Annotated in this window: 15 protein-coding genes and 1 riboswitch; of the genes, 12 read left to right on the forward strand and 3 right to left on the reverse strand. The window is 61.6% G+C overall.

All coding sequences use genetic code 11. The annotated features are described in order from the left end of the window. Positions 1 to 14: 14 nt before the first annotated feature. Positions 15 to 350, reverse strand: coding sequence for a multidrug efflux SMR transporter (locus tag AOA59_RS13770; RefSeq protein WP_017138493.1), 336 nt, complete (start codon positions 348 to 350; stop codon positions 15 to 17). Between the two features lie 103 nt (positions 351 to 453). Here AOA59_RS13770 and AOA59_RS13775 point away from each other — a divergent pair, with 103 nt between their 5' ends. Both AOA59_RS13775 and waaA read left to right on the forward strand, forming a co-directional pair. Further along, positions 454 to 1,344 (forward strand): LysR family transcriptional regulator, encoded by an 891-nt coding sequence (locus AOA59_RS13775; RefSeq protein ID WP_056860549.1) that lies wholly within the window; start codon positions 454 to 456, stop codon positions 1,342 to 1,344. A 23-nt stretch (positions 1,345 to 1,367) separates the two neighbouring features. Next, complete coding sequence (gene waaA / locus AOA59_RS13780) at positions 1,368 to 2,645, forward strand: lipid IV(A) 3-deoxy-D-manno-octulosonic acid transferase (RefSeq protein WP_099487876.1); 1,278 nt, start codon at positions 1,368 to 1,370, stop codon at positions 2,643 to 2,645. A gap of 121 nt (positions 2,646 to 2,766) precedes the next feature. Here the strand turns inward: waaA and AOA59_RS13785 are convergent, their stop codons facing one another. Beyond that, positions 2,767 to 4,206, reverse strand: a complete 1,440-nt coding sequence (locus tag AOA59_RS13785) for a TolC family outer membrane protein (RefSeq protein ID WP_065930696.1) — start codon at positions 4,204 to 4,206, stop codon at positions 2,767 to 2,769. 196 nt (positions 4,207 to 4,402) lie between these two features. Next, positions 4,403 to 4,508, forward strand: a riboswitch (TPP riboswitch). A 147-nt stretch (positions 4,509 to 4,655) separates the two neighbouring features. Here AOA59_RS13785 and thiC point away from each other — a divergent pair. Both thiC and cytX read left to right on the forward strand, forming a co-directional pair. Next, entirely contained in the window at positions 4,656 to 6,548 is a 1,893-nt protein-coding gene (thiC, locus tag AOA59_RS13790; protein ID WP_099487878.1) for a phosphomethylpyrimidine synthase ThiC, read from the forward strand. Positions 6,549 to 6,684: 136 nt separating this feature from the next. Beyond that, complete coding sequence (cytX, locus tag AOA59_RS13795) at positions 6,685 to 7,974, forward strand: putative hydroxymethylpyrimidine transporter CytX (protein WP_099487880.1); 1,290 nt, start codon at positions 6,685 to 6,687, stop codon at positions 7,972 to 7,974. Here the strand turns inward: cytX and AOA59_RS13800 are convergent. Beyond that, positions 7,943 to 8,689 (reverse strand): RsiV family protein, encoded by a 747-nt coding sequence (locus tag AOA59_RS13800; RefSeq protein WP_065930693.1) that lies wholly within the window; start codon positions 8,687 to 8,689, stop codon positions 7,943 to 7,945. The genes cytX and AOA59_RS13800 overlap by 32 nt on opposite strands. A gap of 194 nt (positions 8,690 to 8,883) precedes the next feature. Here AOA59_RS13800 and AOA59_RS13805 point away from each other — a divergent pair, with 194 nt between their 5' ends. From AOA59_RS13805 to parC, 8 genes are all read left to right on the forward strand, one after another. Next, positions 8,884 to 9,501: an NUDIX domain-containing protein gene (locus AOA59_RS13805; RefSeq protein WP_099487882.1), complete on the forward strand. Its 618-nt coding sequence runs from the start codon at positions 8,884 to 8,886 to the stop codon at positions 9,499 to 9,501. Continuing rightward, on the forward strand, positions 9,492 to 9,941 hold the full coding sequence (locus tag AOA59_RS13810; protein WP_017138485.1) for a DUF1249 domain-containing protein: 450 nt from the start codon (positions 9,492 to 9,494) through the stop codon (positions 9,939 to 9,941). The genes AOA59_RS13805 and AOA59_RS13810 overlap by 10 nt, the downstream gene beginning before the upstream one ends. Before the next feature lie 86 nt (positions 9,942 to 10,027). Further along, positions 10,028 to 10,843: a 3',5'-cyclic-AMP phosphodiesterase gene (cpdA, locus tag AOA59_RS13815; protein WP_099487884.1), complete on the forward strand. Its 816-nt coding sequence runs from the start codon at positions 10,028 to 10,030 to the stop codon at positions 10,841 to 10,843. Positions 10,844 to 11,021: 178 nt separating this feature from the next. Then, the gene (locus AOA59_RS13820) at positions 11,022 to 11,630 is read left to right on the forward strand and encodes a YqiA/YcfP family alpha/beta fold hydrolase (RefSeq protein WP_065930690.1); all 609 of its coding nucleotides are present in this window, start codon (positions 11,022 to 11,024) and stop codon (positions 11,628 to 11,630) included. Positions 11,631 to 11,674: 44 nt separating this feature from the next. After that, positions 11,675 to 13,579 (forward strand): DNA topoisomerase IV subunit B, encoded by a 1,905-nt coding sequence (gene parE / locus AOA59_RS13825; RefSeq protein ID WP_099487886.1) that lies wholly within the window; start codon positions 11,675 to 11,677, stop codon positions 13,577 to 13,579. Then, complete coding sequence (locus AOA59_RS13830; RefSeq protein WP_099487888.1) at positions 13,579 to 14,574, forward strand: esterase-like activity of phytase family protein; 996 nt, start codon at positions 13,579 to 13,581, stop codon at positions 14,572 to 14,574. The genes parE and AOA59_RS13830 overlap by 1 nt, the downstream gene beginning before the upstream one ends. Continuing rightward, a complete protein-coding gene (locus tag AOA59_RS13835; protein WP_099487891.1) occupies positions 14,571 to 15,095 on the forward strand; it encodes a TIGR02281 family clan AA aspartic protease in 525 nt (174 codons plus the stop codon). The genes AOA59_RS13830 and AOA59_RS13835 overlap by 4 nt, the downstream gene beginning before the upstream one ends. Before the next feature lie 10 nt (positions 15,096 to 15,105). Further along, positions 15,106 to 17,370 (forward strand): DNA topoisomerase IV subunit A, encoded by a 2,265-nt coding sequence (gene parC, locus AOA59_RS13840; protein ID WP_056860538.1) that lies wholly within the window; start codon positions 15,106 to 15,108, stop codon positions 17,368 to 17,370. Positions 17,371 to 17,406: the final 36 nt, after the last annotated feature.

A 17,406-nucleotide genomic window follows, 5' to 3' on the forward strand; every position in this document is an offset into this window, starting at 1 on the left:
CTGTTACGTGGCGGTCAGTGCCCGGCGGTTTTCGAGAACAGCTGAATCACCACCACGCCCAGCACAATCAGGCCCATGCCCAGCATGGCCGGTACATCCAGCTTCTGCCCGTAGATAAACAGCGCGGCGATACTGACCATTACAATGCCCAACCCGGCCCAGACCGCGTAGGCAATGCCCACCGGCACCGTGCGCACCACCAGCGTGAGCATCCAGAAGGCCACGCCATACCCCACAATCATCAGCAGCAGCGGGATGGGTGTGCTCAAGCCTTTGACGGCTTTCATGGAAACGGTGGCGATCACTTCCGAGCAGATGGCAATGGCCAGGTAAACGTAGGCAACATTCATGGGGGAATCCTCGGTGTGATACGGGCTTGATTAGGTGCGCATTTTAACCCTTCGTGAGATGAGATAAAGTCATTACCTATCCGATTTAAAGATGGGTTGAGTCATGAGCGTGCAATGGAACCTGGAACAGATGCGCCTGTTTGTCAGCGTCGCCGAGCAGCGCTCGTTTTCGGCGGTGGCGCGTGGGCAGCGCAAGGCGCAATCGGCAGTGAGCAATGGGATCGCCCTGCTGGAAGCGGACTTGGGTTTGAGCCTGTTCGAGCGCAGCAGCGGCCGTCAGCCCCGCCTGACTGAAGCCGGCAGTGTATTGCTGGAAGAGGCGCGCGAGGTGCTGCGCCAATGTGAACGGCTCAATGGAAGGGCGTTGTCACTGACCCGTGGTGAAGAAGCCTGCCTGCGCCTGGCCCAGGATGAAGCCATGCTGTTCCAGCCGGTGCTCGACAGCCTTGAGGCGCTGGCCCGGCAATACCCGCTGCTGGAAGTGCAACTGTCCAGCGCCGCGCAAGGTGATGTGGCGCGCAAGCTGGTGGAGCGCAAGGCCGACCTGGGCCTGTTGTTCTATCACGACCAGATCCCCGAAGCGCTTGAGCGGCGGGTGGTGGGCAGTGTGGAAATGGTCACGGTGTGCGGGGTGAATCATCCGCTGGCCCAGGACAACTACGTGACGTGCCAGCGCCTGGCACAGTTTCGCCAATTGCTGATGTCGACCCAGACCAGCGTGTACCCCGGCAGCGAAGCCGCGAGCCCCTTGGTGTGGCGTGCCGACAGCTTCTACGTATTGGCCGAATGGCTGATGAGTGGCCTGGGCTGGGCCTGGCTGCCTCGGCACATCGTGCAATACCCGGCCTATCAACAGCAGATGGTCGAGCTGGACAGCGAATGGACGCCTCCGGCGCTGGTGGTGGAGCTGGTCTGGCGCCGCGATGAGCATCTCGGCCCGGCCGCACGCTTTCTGACCGAGCGATTTGCCGAGTGCTTGCAGGCGATCGACTGAAAAAGCCGATAAACTCCGCCGCCATGAATAGAACTCTCTACAGCTGTCTGTTTTACCTGGCGCTGCCGTTGGTGGCTTTACGTCTGTGGCTGCGTGCGCGCAAGGCGCCGGCGTATGCAAAACGGATAGGCGAGCGGTTTTCCTATGGCCTGCCGGTGATGCAGCCGGGCGGGATCTGGGTGCATGCGGTGTCGGTGGGCGAAAGCATTGCCGCCGCGCCGATGATTCGCGGGCTGATGGAGCGCCACCCGACGCTGCCGATCACCGTCACCTGCATGACGCCCACCGGCTCTGAGCGTATCCAGGCGCTGTTCGCCAATGAACCGCGCATTCAGCACTGTTACTTGCCCTATGACTTGCCTTGCGCCGCCAAGCGTTTTCTTGATCGTGTACAGCCCAGGCTCGCCGTGATCATGGAAACCGAGCTGTGGCCCAACCACATCCATGCCTGCGCTCAACGCGGTATTCCGGTAGCGCTGGCCAATGCGCGGCTGTCGGCACGTTCGGCCAAAGGTTATGCGCGCTTCGCCAAACTGACCACGCCGATGCTGGCCGAGATGAGCCTGTTTGCGGTGCAGACACACACCGAAGCCCAGCGCTTTCTAAGCCTGGGCGCGCGACCGGAAACTGTCGAAGTCACCGGCTCGATCAAGTTCGACCTGACCATCGACCCTCAGTTACCGGTACGCGCCGCCGCCTTGCGCGAGCAATGGGGCGCCACCGAGCGCCCGGTGTGGATCGCCGCCAGCACCCACGAAGGCGAGGATGAAGTGGTGCTGGCCGCCCATCGCCAACTGCTCGAAAGCTACCCCAATGCGCTGCTGATTCTGGTGCCGCGTCATCAGGAGCGCTTCGGCCCGGTGTTCGAGTTGTGCGGGCAACAAGGCTTTGCCACGGTGCGCCGCTCCAGCGCTGAGCCGGTGACGGCGCAGACCTCCGTGCTGCTCGGCGATACCATGGGCGAGCTGCTGTTCCTTTATGCGCTGGCCGACAGCGCCTTCGTTGGCGGCAGCCTGGTGCCCACCGGCGGCCACAACCCACTGGAGCCGGCGGCGCTGGCCAAGCCTGTGATCATGGGGCCGCACCTGTTCAACTTCCTTGAAATCAGCGCGATGATGCGTGAAGCCGGGGCGTTGCGTGAGGTGGATGATGCGCAAGGATTGGCCGAAGCTGTGCGGCAGTTGTTCGAACTGCCGCAGGATGCGCGCAAGATGGCAGAGGCGGGATTGAAGGTGATGCAGGCCAACCAGGGCGCGCTCAAGCGCTTACTGGATGGTTTGGACAAACTGCTCAATCACTGAACCAACACGGACCAAAATGTGGGAGCTGGCTTGCCTGCGATAGCATCAACTGGGCATGTCTGATGTACCGAGTTGCCTGCATCGCAGGCAAGCCAGCTCCCACATTGGTTTTGCTGTGTTGTTAATACCCGGGGCGGGCTTTGAGCTGCTCGGCGGCGGCCTTGGCCAGATCCGGCGGCAGGAAATCCTTGTCCGGGTTGTAATCAGCCTTGAGGTAGCGCGTCAGGTCCTGCAGATCCCCTGGGCTGAGCGTGCCCGCCGCCTGCTTCAAGCGCAGGTTGTCGAGAATGTAGTCGTAGCGGCTGTTGTTGTAGTTGCGCACCGACGAGTACAGCTGGCGCTGCGAGTCCAGCACATCGACGATATTGCGCGTACCCACCTGATAACCGATTTCCGTGGCTTCCACCGCGCTCTGGTTGGAGATGATTGACTGGCGGCGCGCCTGTACCTGCTCCACATCGGTGTTCACCGCACGGTGCAGATTACGGGTGTTTTCTACGACCTGACGGCGCAGGCCTTCGCGTTGCTGTTCGGTCTGGTCGAGGCGTGAATAGGATTCGCGCACCTGCGAGCTGGTCAAACCGCCGCTGTAGATCGGGATATTCAGGCGCAGGCCGATGGTGCGCTGGGACACATCACCGCCGTACGGCACGGGCAACTGGTTCGGGTTGCTGAAACCCAGCGCGTCGTTGTCGCCTTTCTCGTATTGCGCCACGGCGTCGAGGGTCGGCAGGTGGCCGGCCTTGCGCTGGCGCAGGGTTTCTTCGGCAGCGGTCACGGCGTAGTTGCTGGCCAGCAAGTTCAGGTTTTGGCGGCCGGCGGTTTCGACCCAGGACTTGGCGTCGTTCGGCGCCGGCGGCAACACCGGCAGGGTGTGCACGATGCCCTGGATCGCGTTGTACTGACGGTTGGTCAGGGTGATCAGCGCTTCAAAGGCGTCGTCCACCTGGCGCTGGGCGACGATGCGGTTGGCGCGGGCGGTGTCGTAGCTGGCCTGGGATTGCAGCACGTCGGTCTTGTCCGACAGGCCCACATCAAAGCGTTCGTTGGACTGGTCGAGCTGGCGCTTGAAGGCGTTTTCTTCGGCCTTGGTCGAGGCCAGGTTGTCTTGGGCGCGCAGCACGGCGAAGTAGCTTTCGGCGCTTTGCAGGATCAGGTTCTGTTCAGTCGCCGAGAGTTGCAGCGCAGCTTGTTCGTTGACGGCTTCGGCGGCTTGCAGCTGGAACCAGCGATCAGCGCGGAACAGCGGCTGGCTCAGGGTTGCGCGCCAGGAATGCGCGTCACGGTTGACGGTGGCTGCCGGCTGGTCGATCTGGGTGCGCACGTTGTTGCTGTCGGCACCGGCCGACAGGTTCGGCAGCAAGCCGGCGCGGGCCTGGGGCACCACTTCTTTTTGCGCGCCGTATTGCGCACGGGCGGCGGCCAGGTCGGCGTTGTTGTTCACCGCTTCCTGGTAGACGCTGACCAAGTCGGTTTTGGCGGACAAGGGCGCTTCAGCTGCCCAGACCATTCCATTGGTCGCACAAGACACGGCAAGAGCCAGTGAGAGTTTGCGCAGCATGAGGCGATCCCTAGTGTGAATATTACGGCTGTAATTAAGCGCCCAAGGCTAAGGCTGGCCATTCCTGGCGTCAAGCATTGTGACGACGCCCGAGTGTAGTGGCGCTGACCCTGCGCAACAATCCCGCAATCACGCCATTCATCACGCTGAATACACCGCTATTGGCAATTTGCCCACGCCATGGTCTAGACTGGCCGCGTTCTTGTCGGGGTGCCTTGTTGGAAGGCTGAGATCGGTAAATACCGGATCCCGTTGAACCTGATCAGGTTAACGCCTGCGTAGGGAACAAGATTTCTCGTCACCCGGCGAGTCCTCTTGTGCTTCGTCCGGGATGTTGTTCGACAATCGAACAGCCCTCGTGCCTTGCACAGCACTGGTTTCAGTGCGTCCATCCGTCACAGGTTCGCTCCGACAAAAATCCACCGCCTGGATAAGTTGGAGAGCCCGTGATGAGTACAAGACCAAAAAACAACACCGTGCATTTGAGTGAGTCGGCCAAGGTCGACACAGGCTCCGTGCAGCCGTTTACCCGCTCGCAGAAAATTTATGTGCAGGGCTCGCGTCCCGATATCCGCGTGCCCATGCGCGAAATCAGCCTGGACGTGACACCCACCGAGTTCGGCGGTGAAATCAACGCTCCCGTGGTGGTTTACGACACCTCCGGCCCTTATACCGACCCAAATGTCATCATCGACGTGCGCAAAGGCCTGGCCGATGTGCGCTCGCCGTGGATCGAAGAGCGTGGTGACACTGAGCGCCTCACCTGCCTGAGCTCAAGCTACGGCCAGGAGCGCCTGGATAACCCGGACCTGGCCTACCTGCGCTTTGCCCACCTGCAAAACCCGCGCAAAGCCAAGGCCGGTGCCAACGTGAGCCAGATGCACTACGCGCGCAAAGGCATCATCACGCCGGAGATGGAATACGTCGCCATCCGCGAAAACATGAAGCTCGAAGAAGCCCGTGCCAGCGGCCTGCTCAAACAGCAGCACGCGGGCCACAGCTTTGGCGCGAGCATCCCGAAAATCATCACGCCTGAATTTGTCCGCGAAGAAATCGCCCGTGGTCGGGCGATCATTCCAGCCAACATCAACCACACCGAACTGGAACCGATGATCATCGGCCGTAACTTCCTGGTGAAGATCAACGGCAACATCGGCAACAGCGCCTTGGGTTCGTCCATCGAAGAAGAAGTGGCGAAGATGACTTGGGGTATTCGCTGGGGCTCGGACAACATCATGGATTTGTCCACCGGCAAGCACATCCACGAAACCCGCGAGTGGATTATCCGCAACTCGCCGGTGCCGATCGGCACCGTGCCGATCTACCAGGCCCTGGAAAAAGTCGACGGCATGGCTGAGGAGCTGACCTGGGAGCTGTTCCGCGACACGTTGATCGAACAGGCCGAGCAGGGCGTGGATTACTTCACGATTCATGCCGGTGTCTTGCTGCGTTATGTGCCATTGACCGCCAACCGCGTGACCGGCATCGTCAGCCGTGGCGGCGCGATCATGGCCAAGTGGTGCCTGGCTCATCACAAGGAAAACTTCGCCTACACGCATTTCGAAGAGATCTGCGAAATCATGAAGGCCTATGACGTCAGCTTCTCCCTCGGCGACGGCCTGCGCCCAGGCTCGGTGGCCGATGCCAACGACGCAGCACAATTCGGCGAGCTGGAAACCCTGGGCGAACTGACCAAGATCGCCTGGAAGCACGACGTGCAAACCATGATCGAAGGCCCCGGCCACGTGCCGATGCAGTTGATCAAGGAGAACATGGACAAGCAGCTCGAATGCTGCGACGAGGCGCCGTTCTACACCCTCGGCCCGCTGACCACCGACATTGCGCCGGGCTACGACCACATCACCTCGGGTATTGGTGCGGCGATGATCGGCTGGTTCGGTTGCGCCATGCTTTGCTACGTCACGCCCAAGGAACACTTGGGTTTGCCGAACAAGGACGATGTAAAGACCGGGATCATCACCTACAAGATCGCCGCGCATGCCGCCGACCTCGCCAAAGGCCACCCCGGCGCGCAGATTCGCGACAACGCCCTGAGCAAGGCGCGCTTCGAATTCCGTTGGGAAGACCAGTTCAACCTCGGCCTGGACCCGGACACCGCGCGGGCTTTCCACGATGAAACCTTGCCGAAGGAGTCGGCCAAGGTCGCGCACTTCTGCTCTATGTGCGGGCCGAAGTTCTGCTCGATGAAAGTCACTCACGAAGTACGCGAGTACGCCGCCAACCAGCGCATTGAAGCGGTGGATGTGGACGTGGCCAAGGGCTTGGCCGAGCAGGCGGAGCGGTTCAAGCAGGAAGGCAGTCAGCTGTACAAGAAGGTCTGACACCCACGATCGTTCCCACGCTCTGCGTGGGAATGCATCCCGTGACGCTCTGCGTCACAAAGGCGGACGCAGAGCGTCCTTAGCGGCATTCCCACGCAGAGCGTGGGAACGATCATGTCCCTCAGAGATAACACCCTTGAGCATTCAACCGAGTACTTATTCCCCTGAAATCGCGGTGCCGGCTGACAAACGCGTGTTCGGCGCCCGCGACCTGTTCTCCCTGTGGTTCTCCCTCGGCATCGGCCTGATGGTCCTGCAAACCGGTGCCTTGCTCGCGCCGGGCCTGGGCTTGTCCGGCTCGTTGCTGGCGATTTTCCTCGGCACGCTGGTCGGCGTAGTGCTGCTGGCTGCCGTCGGTGTGATCGGCAGCGACACCGGCCTGTCGGCCATGGCCGCGCTCAAACTCAGCCTCGGCAGCAAGGGCGCGAGCCTGCCGGCACTGCTGAACCTGCTGCAATTGATTGGCTGGGGCTCGTTCGAGATCATCGTGATGCGCGACGCCGCCAGTTTGCTCGGCACGCGCGCGTTCAGCGAGGGCAGCCTGCTCGCCAGCCCATTGCTGTGGACCCTGTTTTTCGGTGGCTTGGCGACCTTGCTGGCAGTCAGCGGCCCTTTGACGTTTGTGCGGCAAATCCTGCGTAAATGGGGCATCTGGCTGCTGCTCGCCGCCTGCCTGTGGCTGACCTGGAACCTGTTCGCCAAGGCCGACCTCGCGGCGTTGTGGGCCAGGTCCGGCGATGGCTCGATGCCGTTTGCGGTGGGCTTTGATATCGCCATCGCCATGCCGCTGTCGTGGTTGCCACTGATCGCCGATTACTCACGCTTCGGCCAGCGCGCCAAAAGCGTGTTCGGCGGGACGGCGTTGGGCTTCTTTATCGGTAATTTCTGGCTGATGAGCCTGGGCGTGGCCTACACCCTGGCGTTTGCGCCCAGCGGTGAGGTCAATGCGCTGTTGCTGGCGCTGGCCGGTGCCGGCTTGGGCATTCCGCTGCTGCTGATTCTGTTGGACGAGTCGGAAAACGCCTTTGCCGATATTCACTCGGCGGCGGTGTCCAGCGGTATGTTGCTGCGCTTGAAGGTCGAGCACCTGGCCTTGGCCATCGGTGTGATCTGCACCTTGATCGCCTGCCTGGCGCCGTTGGCGCAGTATCAGAACTTCCTGCTGCTGATCGGCTCGGTGTTTGCGCCGCTGTTCGGCGTGGTGCTGGTGGATCACTTTATCCTGCGCCGGCGTGGCCACGGCAGGGTTGCCAACCTGCATTGGCCGGCGCTGGTGGCCTGGCTGGGTGGCATCGCCACCTATCACGCGCTGGCCAACCTGTGTCCGGATATCGGCGCAACCCTGCCGGCACTGGTACTGGCAGGGTTGTTACAGCTGGTGCTGGGGCGTGCGGTCAGTGGCGCGCTGGCATCAGCTCAGGCTTGAGCACGCCGGTGAGGCGCGCATAGGGGATAGTCATTTCGATCAGCCCCAGTGCGTAAGGGGCGATGGTGCTCACGTTGTACTTGAGCACCACACCGGCGCTGGTCAGGGCCACGTTCGGGGTTTTCTGGAACGGCCAGCTCTTCACGAACTCCGGGTCGCGGTCCATCTGCGAATTGATCAGCCAACTGTTGTGGGCGACTTTCGCGGTGTTCCAGAACGCCTGTTCCTGGCCCGGCAGCAGCATGTCGGCCAGGCTCAGCTCTTTGTGCAGCAGGCGTGAATAGTTGATGAAACCGCGGCCGGGCGCGCCGTGGGCGGTGCCGGTATCCAGGTAACTGGACACTTCAACGATCACCAGTCCGTCATGCTGCTCACGTACCTTGGCTTGCAAGTACATGCTGTTGCGGTTCGGCGACTCACGCAGGAACTTGTCGCGGTAGGCATTCAGGGTCGGCGGCACGCTGGCGCCGGGCGTGGTGCGGGTCATTTGCAGCAGGCGTTGCTCAACAATGCTGTCCAGCTGCGGCTCGCTGGGGAAGTGCACGGTGTCGATGTTCACCAGCGGGCATTCCGGGCTGTTGCAGCCGGGTTTGATCTGTTCGGAAGTGTCCGGCCTGGTGTCCAGGGGCTTGAGGTAGCTGGGCTGGAACAGGCTCTGGCAAGCGCCCAGAGTCAAGGCAATACAGGCCACGGAGGCGATTTTTAAAAGCGACATGTGCGTCCTTCGGAAATCGATGGAAAGCGAAAAAGAGTAGCGCTTCGACTGCGAACAAAGCCGTCAGTTCGCCACTAAGCTGATTAGAGTGAGTTTGACGCTCGCCGTCTATCCCGGCAACCGGAAAGGGGCTGCATCAAGGGCCATGGGCGCGTTAGGATGGCGCGAATTGCACCTGCGTAACGAGGAAGGATATGACGGACATTGCCAAATCGACGCCGAACACCGTCGAGATCGTTCAGCGCGACAATGCCTACAAGGGCTTCTACCAGCTTGACCGCGTGCAACTGCGCCACGAGAAGTTCGATGGCAGCATGAGCCGGGTGATCAATCGTGAAGTCTTCGTTCGCCATGACGCGGTGTGCGTGCTGCCCTACGACCCGCAGCGCGATGAGGTGGTGTTGATCGAACAGTTCCGTATCGGCGCCATGGGCCGTACCGGCAACCCATGGCTGGTGGAAATGGTCGCGGGCCTGATTGATAAGGACGAACAACCGGAGGAGGTTGCACACCGCGAGGCCGAGGAGGAAGCTGGCCTTACGTTCTCTGCGCTGTGGCCGATCACCAAATATTTCCCGTCGCCCGGTGGCAGTACCGAATTCGTGCACTTGTATCTGGGCCGTTGCGACAGCTCAGGTGCTGGTGGCGTCCATGGACTGGAAGAAGAAGCAGAAGATATCCGCGTCACCCCTTGGGCGCTCGAAGATGCCCTGCAAGCGGTGCGTGACGGCAAAATTTCCAACGCAGCCAGCATTATCGCCCTGCAGTGGCTTGCGCTTAATCGCGCGGAAGTGAGGGGGTTATGGCAGTAAAGGCACGGGAACGATACCGAGTTGACCTGATCGGGCTGCAAGCGGCCTGCGAGGCCAACTATGCACGCTTGATGCGCTTGCTCCCCGATATGCGTCACGCGCCTGAGGCGCGGCGGATTGCCGTGACCCATGGCGACCAGATGCTGGGCGTGCTGACCCTTGAGGTCATCGTCAACTGCCCCTACACCACCACCTTGCGGGTACGCCAGGAGCACAGCCTGCCCTGGCTGCCGGTGCCGCAGCTGGAGGTTCAGGTGTATCACGATGCCCGCATGGCCGAAGTCATCAGCGCCGAACATGCGCGACGCTTTCGCAGCATCTATCCTTATCCGAATGTGTTCATGCACCAGCCCGATGAGAAAGCACAACTCAATGTGTTCCTCGGCGAATGGTTGAGTCACTGCCTGGCCCTGGGCCATGAATTTGAAGTCGTGCGCTAGATGTGAACTGCGTCTTTCCTCTTTGTGTCCTGCCCCAGCATAATCGCGCCAGTTAACCATTCCTGTGATTGCCTTGGGAGAGCGCCTTGCCGAGCGTATCCACCGTGAACCCTGATGCGCCGGCGCTGCTGGTGCAGTTGTCCGACAGCCACCTGTTTGCCGAGGCCGACGGTTCGCTGCTGGGCATGAACACCCACGACAGCCTGCAGCGCGTGATCGGGTTGGTGCGCGAGCAGCAGCCGCAGATCGATCTGGTGCTGGCCACGGGGGACTTGTCCCAGGACGGCTCGCTGGAGTCTTACCAGCAGTTTCGCGACCTGACCGGGCAGATCGACGCGCCGGCGCGCTGGATTCCCGGCAACCACGACGAACCGCAGGTCATGGCCCATGCCGCCGTGCACAGTGATTTGCTGGAGCCGGTGGTCGACATTGGCCATTGGCGCGTCACTTTGCTGGATTCGGCGGTACCGGGCTCGGTGCCCGGTTACTTGCAGGACCAGCAACTGCAATTGCTCGCCCAGGCCCTGAGCGAAGCGCCAAGCCGTCATCATCTGGTGTGTTTTCACCATCATCCGGTCTCCATCGGTTGTGCGTGGATGGAGCCGATCGGCCTGCGCAACCCTGAAGCCCTGTTTGCCGTACTTGACCGCTTCCCGCAGGTAAAGGCGGTGCTGTGGGGCCATGTGCACCAGGAAATCGACCGCGAGCGTAATGGCGTGCGCCTGCTGGCGTCGCCGTCCACCTGTATCCAGTTCGCGCCGGGCAGCGAGGACTTCAAGGTCAGCGAGCAGGCGCCAGGGTATCGCTGGCTGCGATTGCATGCCGACGGACGGTTGGAGACGGGTGTGGAGCGGGTAAAGGATTTTGCCTTCACTGTCGACTACGGCAGCAATGGCTACTAAAAGCTGCAAACACTGCTCAAAATGTGGGAGCTGGCTTGCCTGCGATGGCGGTGTGCCAGTTAATCAATAGCTAACTGATCCGGCGCCATCGCAGGCAAGCCAGCTCCCACATTCGATCCGCATCTGTCTGTATTCCCTGTAAACTGCGCCTCTTTGGCTGATGCACGGAGAGCCCGGCATGTCCGCTTCGATTCTATATATCCACGGTTTCAACAGCGCGCCTGCGTCCAACAAGGCCACCCAGTTGACCACCGTGATGGACAGCCTCGGTTTGAGCGACCAATTGCGTGTGCCGGCCCTGCATCACCATCCGCGTCAGGCGATTCCTCAATTGGAAGAGGCCATTGCAGAGCTGGGACGGCCGCTGCTGGTGGGAAGCTCACTCGGCGGCTACTATGCAACCCATCTTGCCGAACGCCATGGCCTCAAGGCGCTGCTGGTGAACCCGGCGGTCAGCCCGCATCGGATGTTTGACGGTTACCTGGGCACCCAGAAGAACCTCTACACCGATGAAACCTGGGAGCTGACCCACGACCACGTCACGGCCCTGGCCGAACTGGAAGTGCCGGCACCCCAGGACGCCGCGCGTTATCAAGTGTGGTTGCAGACCGGGGACGAAACCCTGGATTATCGCCTCGCCCAGCAGTATTACCGGGCCTGTGCCTTGCGCATCCAGGCCGGTGGCGACCATGGTTACCAGGGGTTCGCCCAGCAATTGCCGGCCATGTTGAGTTTTGCCGGCATTGGCGCAGATCAGTATCAATCCTTGGACTTTGCAGCACTGTAAAGTCCAAGGTTACTTTTTAATCGAACGACTCACGACGAGACCCCATGGCCACTCCCAGCGCTAGCTCTTATAACGCCGACGCCATCGAAGTCCTCTCGGGCCTCGACCCGGTGCGCAAACGCCCCGGCATGTACACCGACACCAGTCGGCCGAACCACCTTGCCCAGGAAGTCATCGACAACAGCGTCGACGAAGCCTTGGCCGGGCACGCCAAGTCGGTACAGGTCATCCTCCACGCCGACCATTCCCTGGAAGTGTCCGACGATGGTCGCGGCATGCCGGTGGACATTCACCCGGAAGAGGGTGTGTCGGGCGTCGAGCTGATCCTTACCAAGCTCCATGCGGGTGGCAAGTTCTCCAACAAGAACTACCAGTTCTCCGGTGGCTTGCACGGTGTGGGTATTTCCGTGGTCAACGCCCTGTCCACCCTGGTGCGGGTCAAGGTCAAGCGCGACGGCAACGAGTACCAGATGACCTTCGCCGATGGCTACAAGGCCACCGACCTGGAAGTGATCGGCAGCGTCGGCAAGCGCAACACCGGCACCAGCGTGTACTTCGCGCCGGACCCGAAATACTTTGATTCGCCAAAATTCTCCATCAGCCGCCTCAAGCATGTACTCAAGGCCAAGGCGGTGTTGTGCCCTGGCCTGCTGGTCAGCTTTGAAGACAAAGGCACCGGCGAAAAGGTCGAGTGGCACTACGAAGATGGCCTGCGCTCCTACCTGGAAGACTCGGTCAGCGACTTTGAACGCCTGCCCAACGAGCCGTTCTGCGGCAGCCTGGCGGGGAATAAAGAAGCTGTCGACTGGGCGCTGCTGTGGTTGCCCGAAGGTGGCGACAGCGTGCAGGAAAGCTACGTCAACCTGATCCCCACGGCCCAGGGCGGCACCCACGTCAACGGTTTGCGCCAGGGTTTGCTGGACGCCATGCGCGAGTTCTGCGAATACCGCAGCCTGTTGCCGCGCGGCGTGAAGCTGGCGCCGGAAGACGTGTGGGAGCGCATCGCGTTCGTGCTGTCGATGAAAATGCAGGAGCCGCAGTTCTCCGGCCAGACCAAAGAACGTTTGTCGTCCCGTGAGGCGGCGGCGTTTGTCTCCGGTGTGGTCAAGGACGCGTTCAGCCTGTGGCTCAACGAGCACCCGGAACTGGGCCTGGCCCTGGCGGAGCTGGCGATCAACAACGCCGGCCGTCGTTTGAAGGCCAGCAAGAAAGTCGAGCGCAAGCGCATCACCCAGGGCCCGGCACTTCCAGGCAAGCTGGCCGATTGCGCCGGGCAAGACCCGATGCGCTCCGAGCTGTTTCTGGTCGAAGGTGACTCCGCCGGCGGTTCCGCCAAGCAAGCGCGGGACAAGGAGTTCCAGGCGATCCTGCCGTTGCGCGGCAAGATCCTCAACACCTGGGAAGTCGACGGCAGCGAAGTCCTGGCCAGCCAGGAAGTGCACAACATTGCCGTGGCCATCGGTGTAGACCCGGGCGCGGCGGACATGAGCCAGCTGCGCTACGGCAAGATCTGCATCCTCGCCGACGCCGACTCCGACGGCCTGCACATTGCCACGTTGCTCTGTGCGCTGTTTGTGCAGCACTTCCGCCCATTGGTGGAGGCTGGCCACGTCTATGTCGCCATGCCGCCGTTGTACCGTATCGACCTGGGCAAAGAGATTTACTACGCCCTCGACGAAGCCGAGCGCGATGGCATCCTCGACCGCCTGGTAGCCGAGAAGAAACGCGGCAAGCCGCAGGTCACGCGATTTAAGGGCCTGGGTGAGATGAACCCGCCGCAGCTGCGCGAAACCACCATGGACCCGAACACTCGGCGCCTGGTGCAGTTGACCCTGGAAGACTTCGCGGGCACGTCGGAAATGATGGACATGCTGCTGGCGAAGAAGCGTGCGCCGGACCGCAAAGCCTGGCTGGAGTCCAAGGGTAACCTGGCCGAGGTACTGGGCTGATGCGCACAGGCTTCGCCCTGGCGATCCTGATGTTGAGCGGGTTGGTGGCCACCCAAGGGGTGGCCGCGCCCGTGGCTGAGCTTAAGTTGGTCTCCGAACACCCGGTGGACGGCATGCGCGGTGGCAACCTGTCGGGCCTGGCGCTGTGTGGCCAGGACTTGTGGACGGTTTCCGACCGCGATGACGACCAGATCTACCGCCTCGATATCAGCGCGCCGACCTGGAAGGCCGAAACGGTGAAGATCGAAGTGCCGCCGGTGCCGGAGTCCGGTCTGCCCTGGGGCTTGCGCTCGCGCACCAAGGCGGCGTCGTTCATTCGTGGCGGCGACCTGGACTTTGAAGGCATCACCTGTGACGCCGCCGGCAACCGTTACATTGTCAGTGAAGCCCATGCGGCGGTGCTGCAAGTGCCGGTGAGCGGCGCGCCGCAATGGTTGAAGATTGCTCCGGGAATGGTCCGCGAAGCGCGGGCCAGTGGGATGTTGCTGCACTTCAATGCCTTGTTCGAAGGTTTGGCGATCAACCCCGAAGGCAATCAGATCTGGCTGGCGGCCGAGCGTGAGCGACGAGGGTTGATCTCGATCAAGCGCGGCCAGAGCGTGTGGGATTGCGACGGGCCCTGTGTGTTGCTGAGCGAGGCCGGCCAGGAAGTGCAGCCGGCACAGTTCACCAATGCCAAGGCGGTGTCCAAGGACTTTGCCGACCTGGCGCTGTTCAACGGCAAGCTGTTTACCCTGGAGCGCAATGCGTTCCAGATTTGCCGGCGCGATGGGGTCACGGCCAAAGTCGAGCTGTGCTGGTCGTTTGCCGACGAAACCCTGGCACCGAACCGGCGTTATGCCCAGCCCTATGGCCTGGCCGAGGCCCTGGTGATGGATGCCGAAGGGGCGTGGTTGGGCATCGACAATAATTTTGGCCCGCGCGCCGACGGTGAAAAACGCCCGGTGGTCTATCGTTTTGCCGCGCCGGCCGGTGGCTGGGGCGTACGACCATGACGGCAGCGCCGCCGCCCGGCAAACGTGCCGGACGCGTACTGATGTTCGTGGCATGGGGCGCCGGGCTGTTTTTGGCCACGCGTTTTTTTGGGCAGTGGGAAGCGCGTCAGGAAAACCCCAATGCCGTGGTGACCTCGGAGCAGCACGAGGGTTACATCGAAGTGAAACTGCTGGGCAACGGCCAAGGGCATTTTGTCGCCAGCGGCCAGATCAACGGTCAACCGGTGGAGTTTATGCTCGACCCCGGCGCGACCGATGTGGCGGTGCCGGCCGAATTGGCCGACCGCCTCGGGCTCCAACGTGGCCCGCCCGTGACCTTGAGCACCGCCAATGGGCGTAGCCAGGGCTACCGCACCCGCCTTGATCGCCTGAAGCTGGGCGATATCGTCCTGCAGGACGTGCGTGCGCTGGTAGCGCCGGGCCTGGGCGGCGAGCAGGTGCTATTGGGCATGAGTGCATTGAAACAACTTGAATTTACCCAGCGCAGCGGCACCATGCTGCTGCGCCAGACCAAACAATGATGAGGCCCGCATGAGTGACATCCTCGCAGACAGCTTAGATGGCGTAGAACGCCGATCGCTGGCTGACTTCACCGAAAATGCCTACCTCAACTACTCCATGTACGTGATCATGGACCGTGCCTTGCCGCATATCGGCGACGGCCTGAAGCCCGTGCAGCGGCGCATTATCTACGCCATGAGTGAGTTGGGCCTGGACGCAGATTCCAAGCACAAGAAATCGGCGCGTACCGTCGGTGACGTGCTCGGTAAGTTCCACCCCCACGGCGACTCGGCCTGCTACGAAGCCATGGTGCTGATGGCCCAGCCGTTCAGCTACCGCTACACCTTGGTGGACGGCCAGGGTAACTGGGGTGCGCCGGATGATCCCAAGTCCTTCGCCGCCATGCGGTACACCGAGGCGCGCCTGTCGCGTTACTCGGAAGTGCTGCTCAGCGAGTTGGGCCAGGGCACCGCGAACTGGGGGCCGAACTTCGACGGCACCTTGGACGAACCGCTGGTGTTGCCGGCGCGTTTGCCGAATATCCTGCTCAATGGCACCACCGGCATCGCGGTCGGCATGGCCACTGACGTGCCGCCGCACAACCTGCGCGAAGTCGCGACTGCCTGTGTGCGTTTGCTTGATGAGCCAAAAGCTACGGTCGAGCAGCTCTGCGAGCATATTCAAGGCCCGGATTACCCGACCGAAGCGGAAATCATCACGCCGCGTGCCGACCTGCTGAAGATGTACGAGACCGGCAAGGGCTCGGTGCGCATGCGCGCGGTTTACCACATTGAAGACGGCGACATTATTGTCACTGCACTGCCGCACCAGGTATCCGGTGCCAAGGTGCTGGAGCAGATCGCCGCACTGATGCAGGCCAAGCCGTCGAAATTGCCGCAAGTGGCTGACTTGCGTGATGAGTCCGACCACGAAAACCCCTGCCGCATCGTGATCATCCCGACCAACAGCCGGGTCGACCACGAAGTGCTGATGCAGCATCTGTTCGCCAGCACCGACCTTGAGTCCAGCTATCGGGTCAACGTCAACATCATCGGCCTGGACGGCAAGCCGCAGCTGAAAAACCTGCGCAACCTGCTGGTGGAATGGCTGGAGTTTCGCGTACAGACCGTGCGCCGCCGCCTGCAATTTCGTCTCGACAAGGTTGAGCGCCGTCTGCACCTGTTGGACGGTTTGCTGATCGCCTACCTCAACCTGGATGAAGTGATCCACATCATCCGCACCGCTGAGCACCCGAAAGCCGAGCTGATCGCGCGTTTCGAGCTGAGCGAGATCCAGGCCGACTACATCCTCGACACCCGCTTGCGTCAGTTGGCGCGGCTCGAAGAGATGAAGTTGCGTGACGAGCAAGACGCGCTGCTCAAGGAGCAAGCCAAGCTGCAAGCCCTGTTGGGCAGCGAATCCAAGCTCAAGAAGCTGGTGCGCAGCGAACTGATCAAAGACGCCGAAACCTATGGCGATGACCGTCGCTCGCCGATTGTCGAGCGCGCAGAAGCGAAAGCTCTGACAGAAACCGAGTTGCTGCCTAACGAGAAAATTACCGTCGTTCTGTCGGAAAAGGGTTGGGTTCGTTCCGCCAAAGGGCATGATATTGACGCCACCGGCCTCTCGTACAAGGCCGGCGATGGTTTCAAGACCGCTGCGGCCGGGCGTTCCAACCAGTTTGCGGTGTTTATCGACTCCACCGGGCGCAGCTACTCGGTGCCGGCGCACACCTTGCCATCGGCACGCGGTCAGGGCGAGCCGCTGACCGGGCGCCTTACGCCGCCACCGGGGGCGAATTTCGAGTGCGTGCTGCTGCCGGACGACGATTCGCTGTATGTGATCGCCTCCGACGCGGGTTACGGTTTTGTGGTCAAGGGTGAAGACCTGCAGGCCAAGAACAAGGCGGGCAAAGCGTTGTTGAGCTTGCCGAACAACGCCAAGGTGATCCTGCCGCGTACCGTGGAAGACCGCGAGAGCAATTGGCTGGCGTCGGTGACCACTGAAGGGCGTTTGCTGGTGTTCAAGATCAGCGATTTGCCGCAGTTGGGTAAAGGCAAGGGCAACAAGATTATCGGGATTCCCGGGGAGCGCGTGGCCAGTCGCGAAGAGTACGTGACCGACATCGCCGTGATCCCGGAAGGTTCTACCCTGGTGCTCCAGGCCGGCAAGCGCACGTTGTCTCTGCGCCCTGACGACCTTGAACACTACAAGGGTGAGCGTGGCCGACGGGGTAATAAACTGCCGCGTGGCTTCCAGCGCGTGGATGCTTTGCTGGTGGAAACGCCTGTTTAAGGCGGTTTAGAGGGCTCGATCTAGGATTTAACGCGT

Origin of the sequence: Pseudomonas sp. 2822-15, assembly GCF_002742515.1 — a bacterium.
GTDB classification, from domain to species: Bacteria; Pseudomonadota; Gammaproteobacteria; order Pseudomonadales; family Pseudomonadaceae; genus Aquipseudomonas; species Aquipseudomonas salomonii.

Coding starts and splice junctions, on each gene's coding strand:
- AOA59_RS13770 (WP_017138493.1), bottom strand. CDS start 350: ATGAATGTTGCCTACGTTTACCTGGCCATTGCCATCTGCTCGGAAGTG.
- AOA59_RS13775 (WP_056860549.1), top strand. CDS start 454: ATGAGCGTGCAATGGAACCTGGAACAGATGCGCCTGTTTGTCAGCGTC.
- waaA (WP_099487876.1), top strand. CDS start 1,368: ATGAATAGAACTCTCTACAGCTGTCTGTTTTACCTGGCGCTGCCGTTG.
- AOA59_RS13785 (WP_065930696.1), bottom strand. CDS start 4,206: ATGCTGCGCAAACTCTCACTGGCTCTTGCCGTGTCTTGTGCGACCAAT.
- thiC (WP_099487878.1), top strand. CDS start 4,656: ATGAGTACAAGACCAAAAAACAACACCGTGCATTTGAGTGAGTCGGCC.
- AOA59_RS13800 (WP_065930693.1), bottom strand. CDS start 8,689: ATGTCGCTTTTAAAAATCGCCTCCGTGGCCTGTATTGCCTTGACTCTG.
- AOA59_RS13805 (WP_099487882.1), top strand. CDS start 8,884: ATGACGGACATTGCCAAATCGACGCCGAACACCGTCGAGATCGTTCAG.
- AOA59_RS13810 (WP_017138485.1), top strand. CDS start 9,492: ATGGCAGTAAAGGCACGGGAACGATACCGAGTTGACCTGATCGGGCTG.
- AOA59_RS13820 (WP_065930690.1), top strand. CDS start 11,022: ATGTCCGCTTCGATTCTATATATCCACGGTTTCAACAGCGCGCCTGCG.
- parE (WP_099487886.1), top strand. CDS start 11,675: ATGGCCACTCCCAGCGCTAGCTCTTATAACGCCGACGCCATCGAAGTC.
- AOA59_RS13830 (WP_099487888.1), top strand. CDS start 13,579: ATGCGCACAGGCTTCGCCCTGGCGATCCTGATGTTGAGCGGGTTGGTG.
- AOA59_RS13835 (WP_099487891.1), top strand. CDS start 14,571: ATGACGGCAGCGCCGCCGCCCGGCAAACGTGCCGGACGCGTACTGATG.
- parC (WP_056860538.1), top strand. CDS start 15,106: ATGAGTGACATCCTCGCAGACAGCTTAGATGGCGTAGAACGCCGATCG.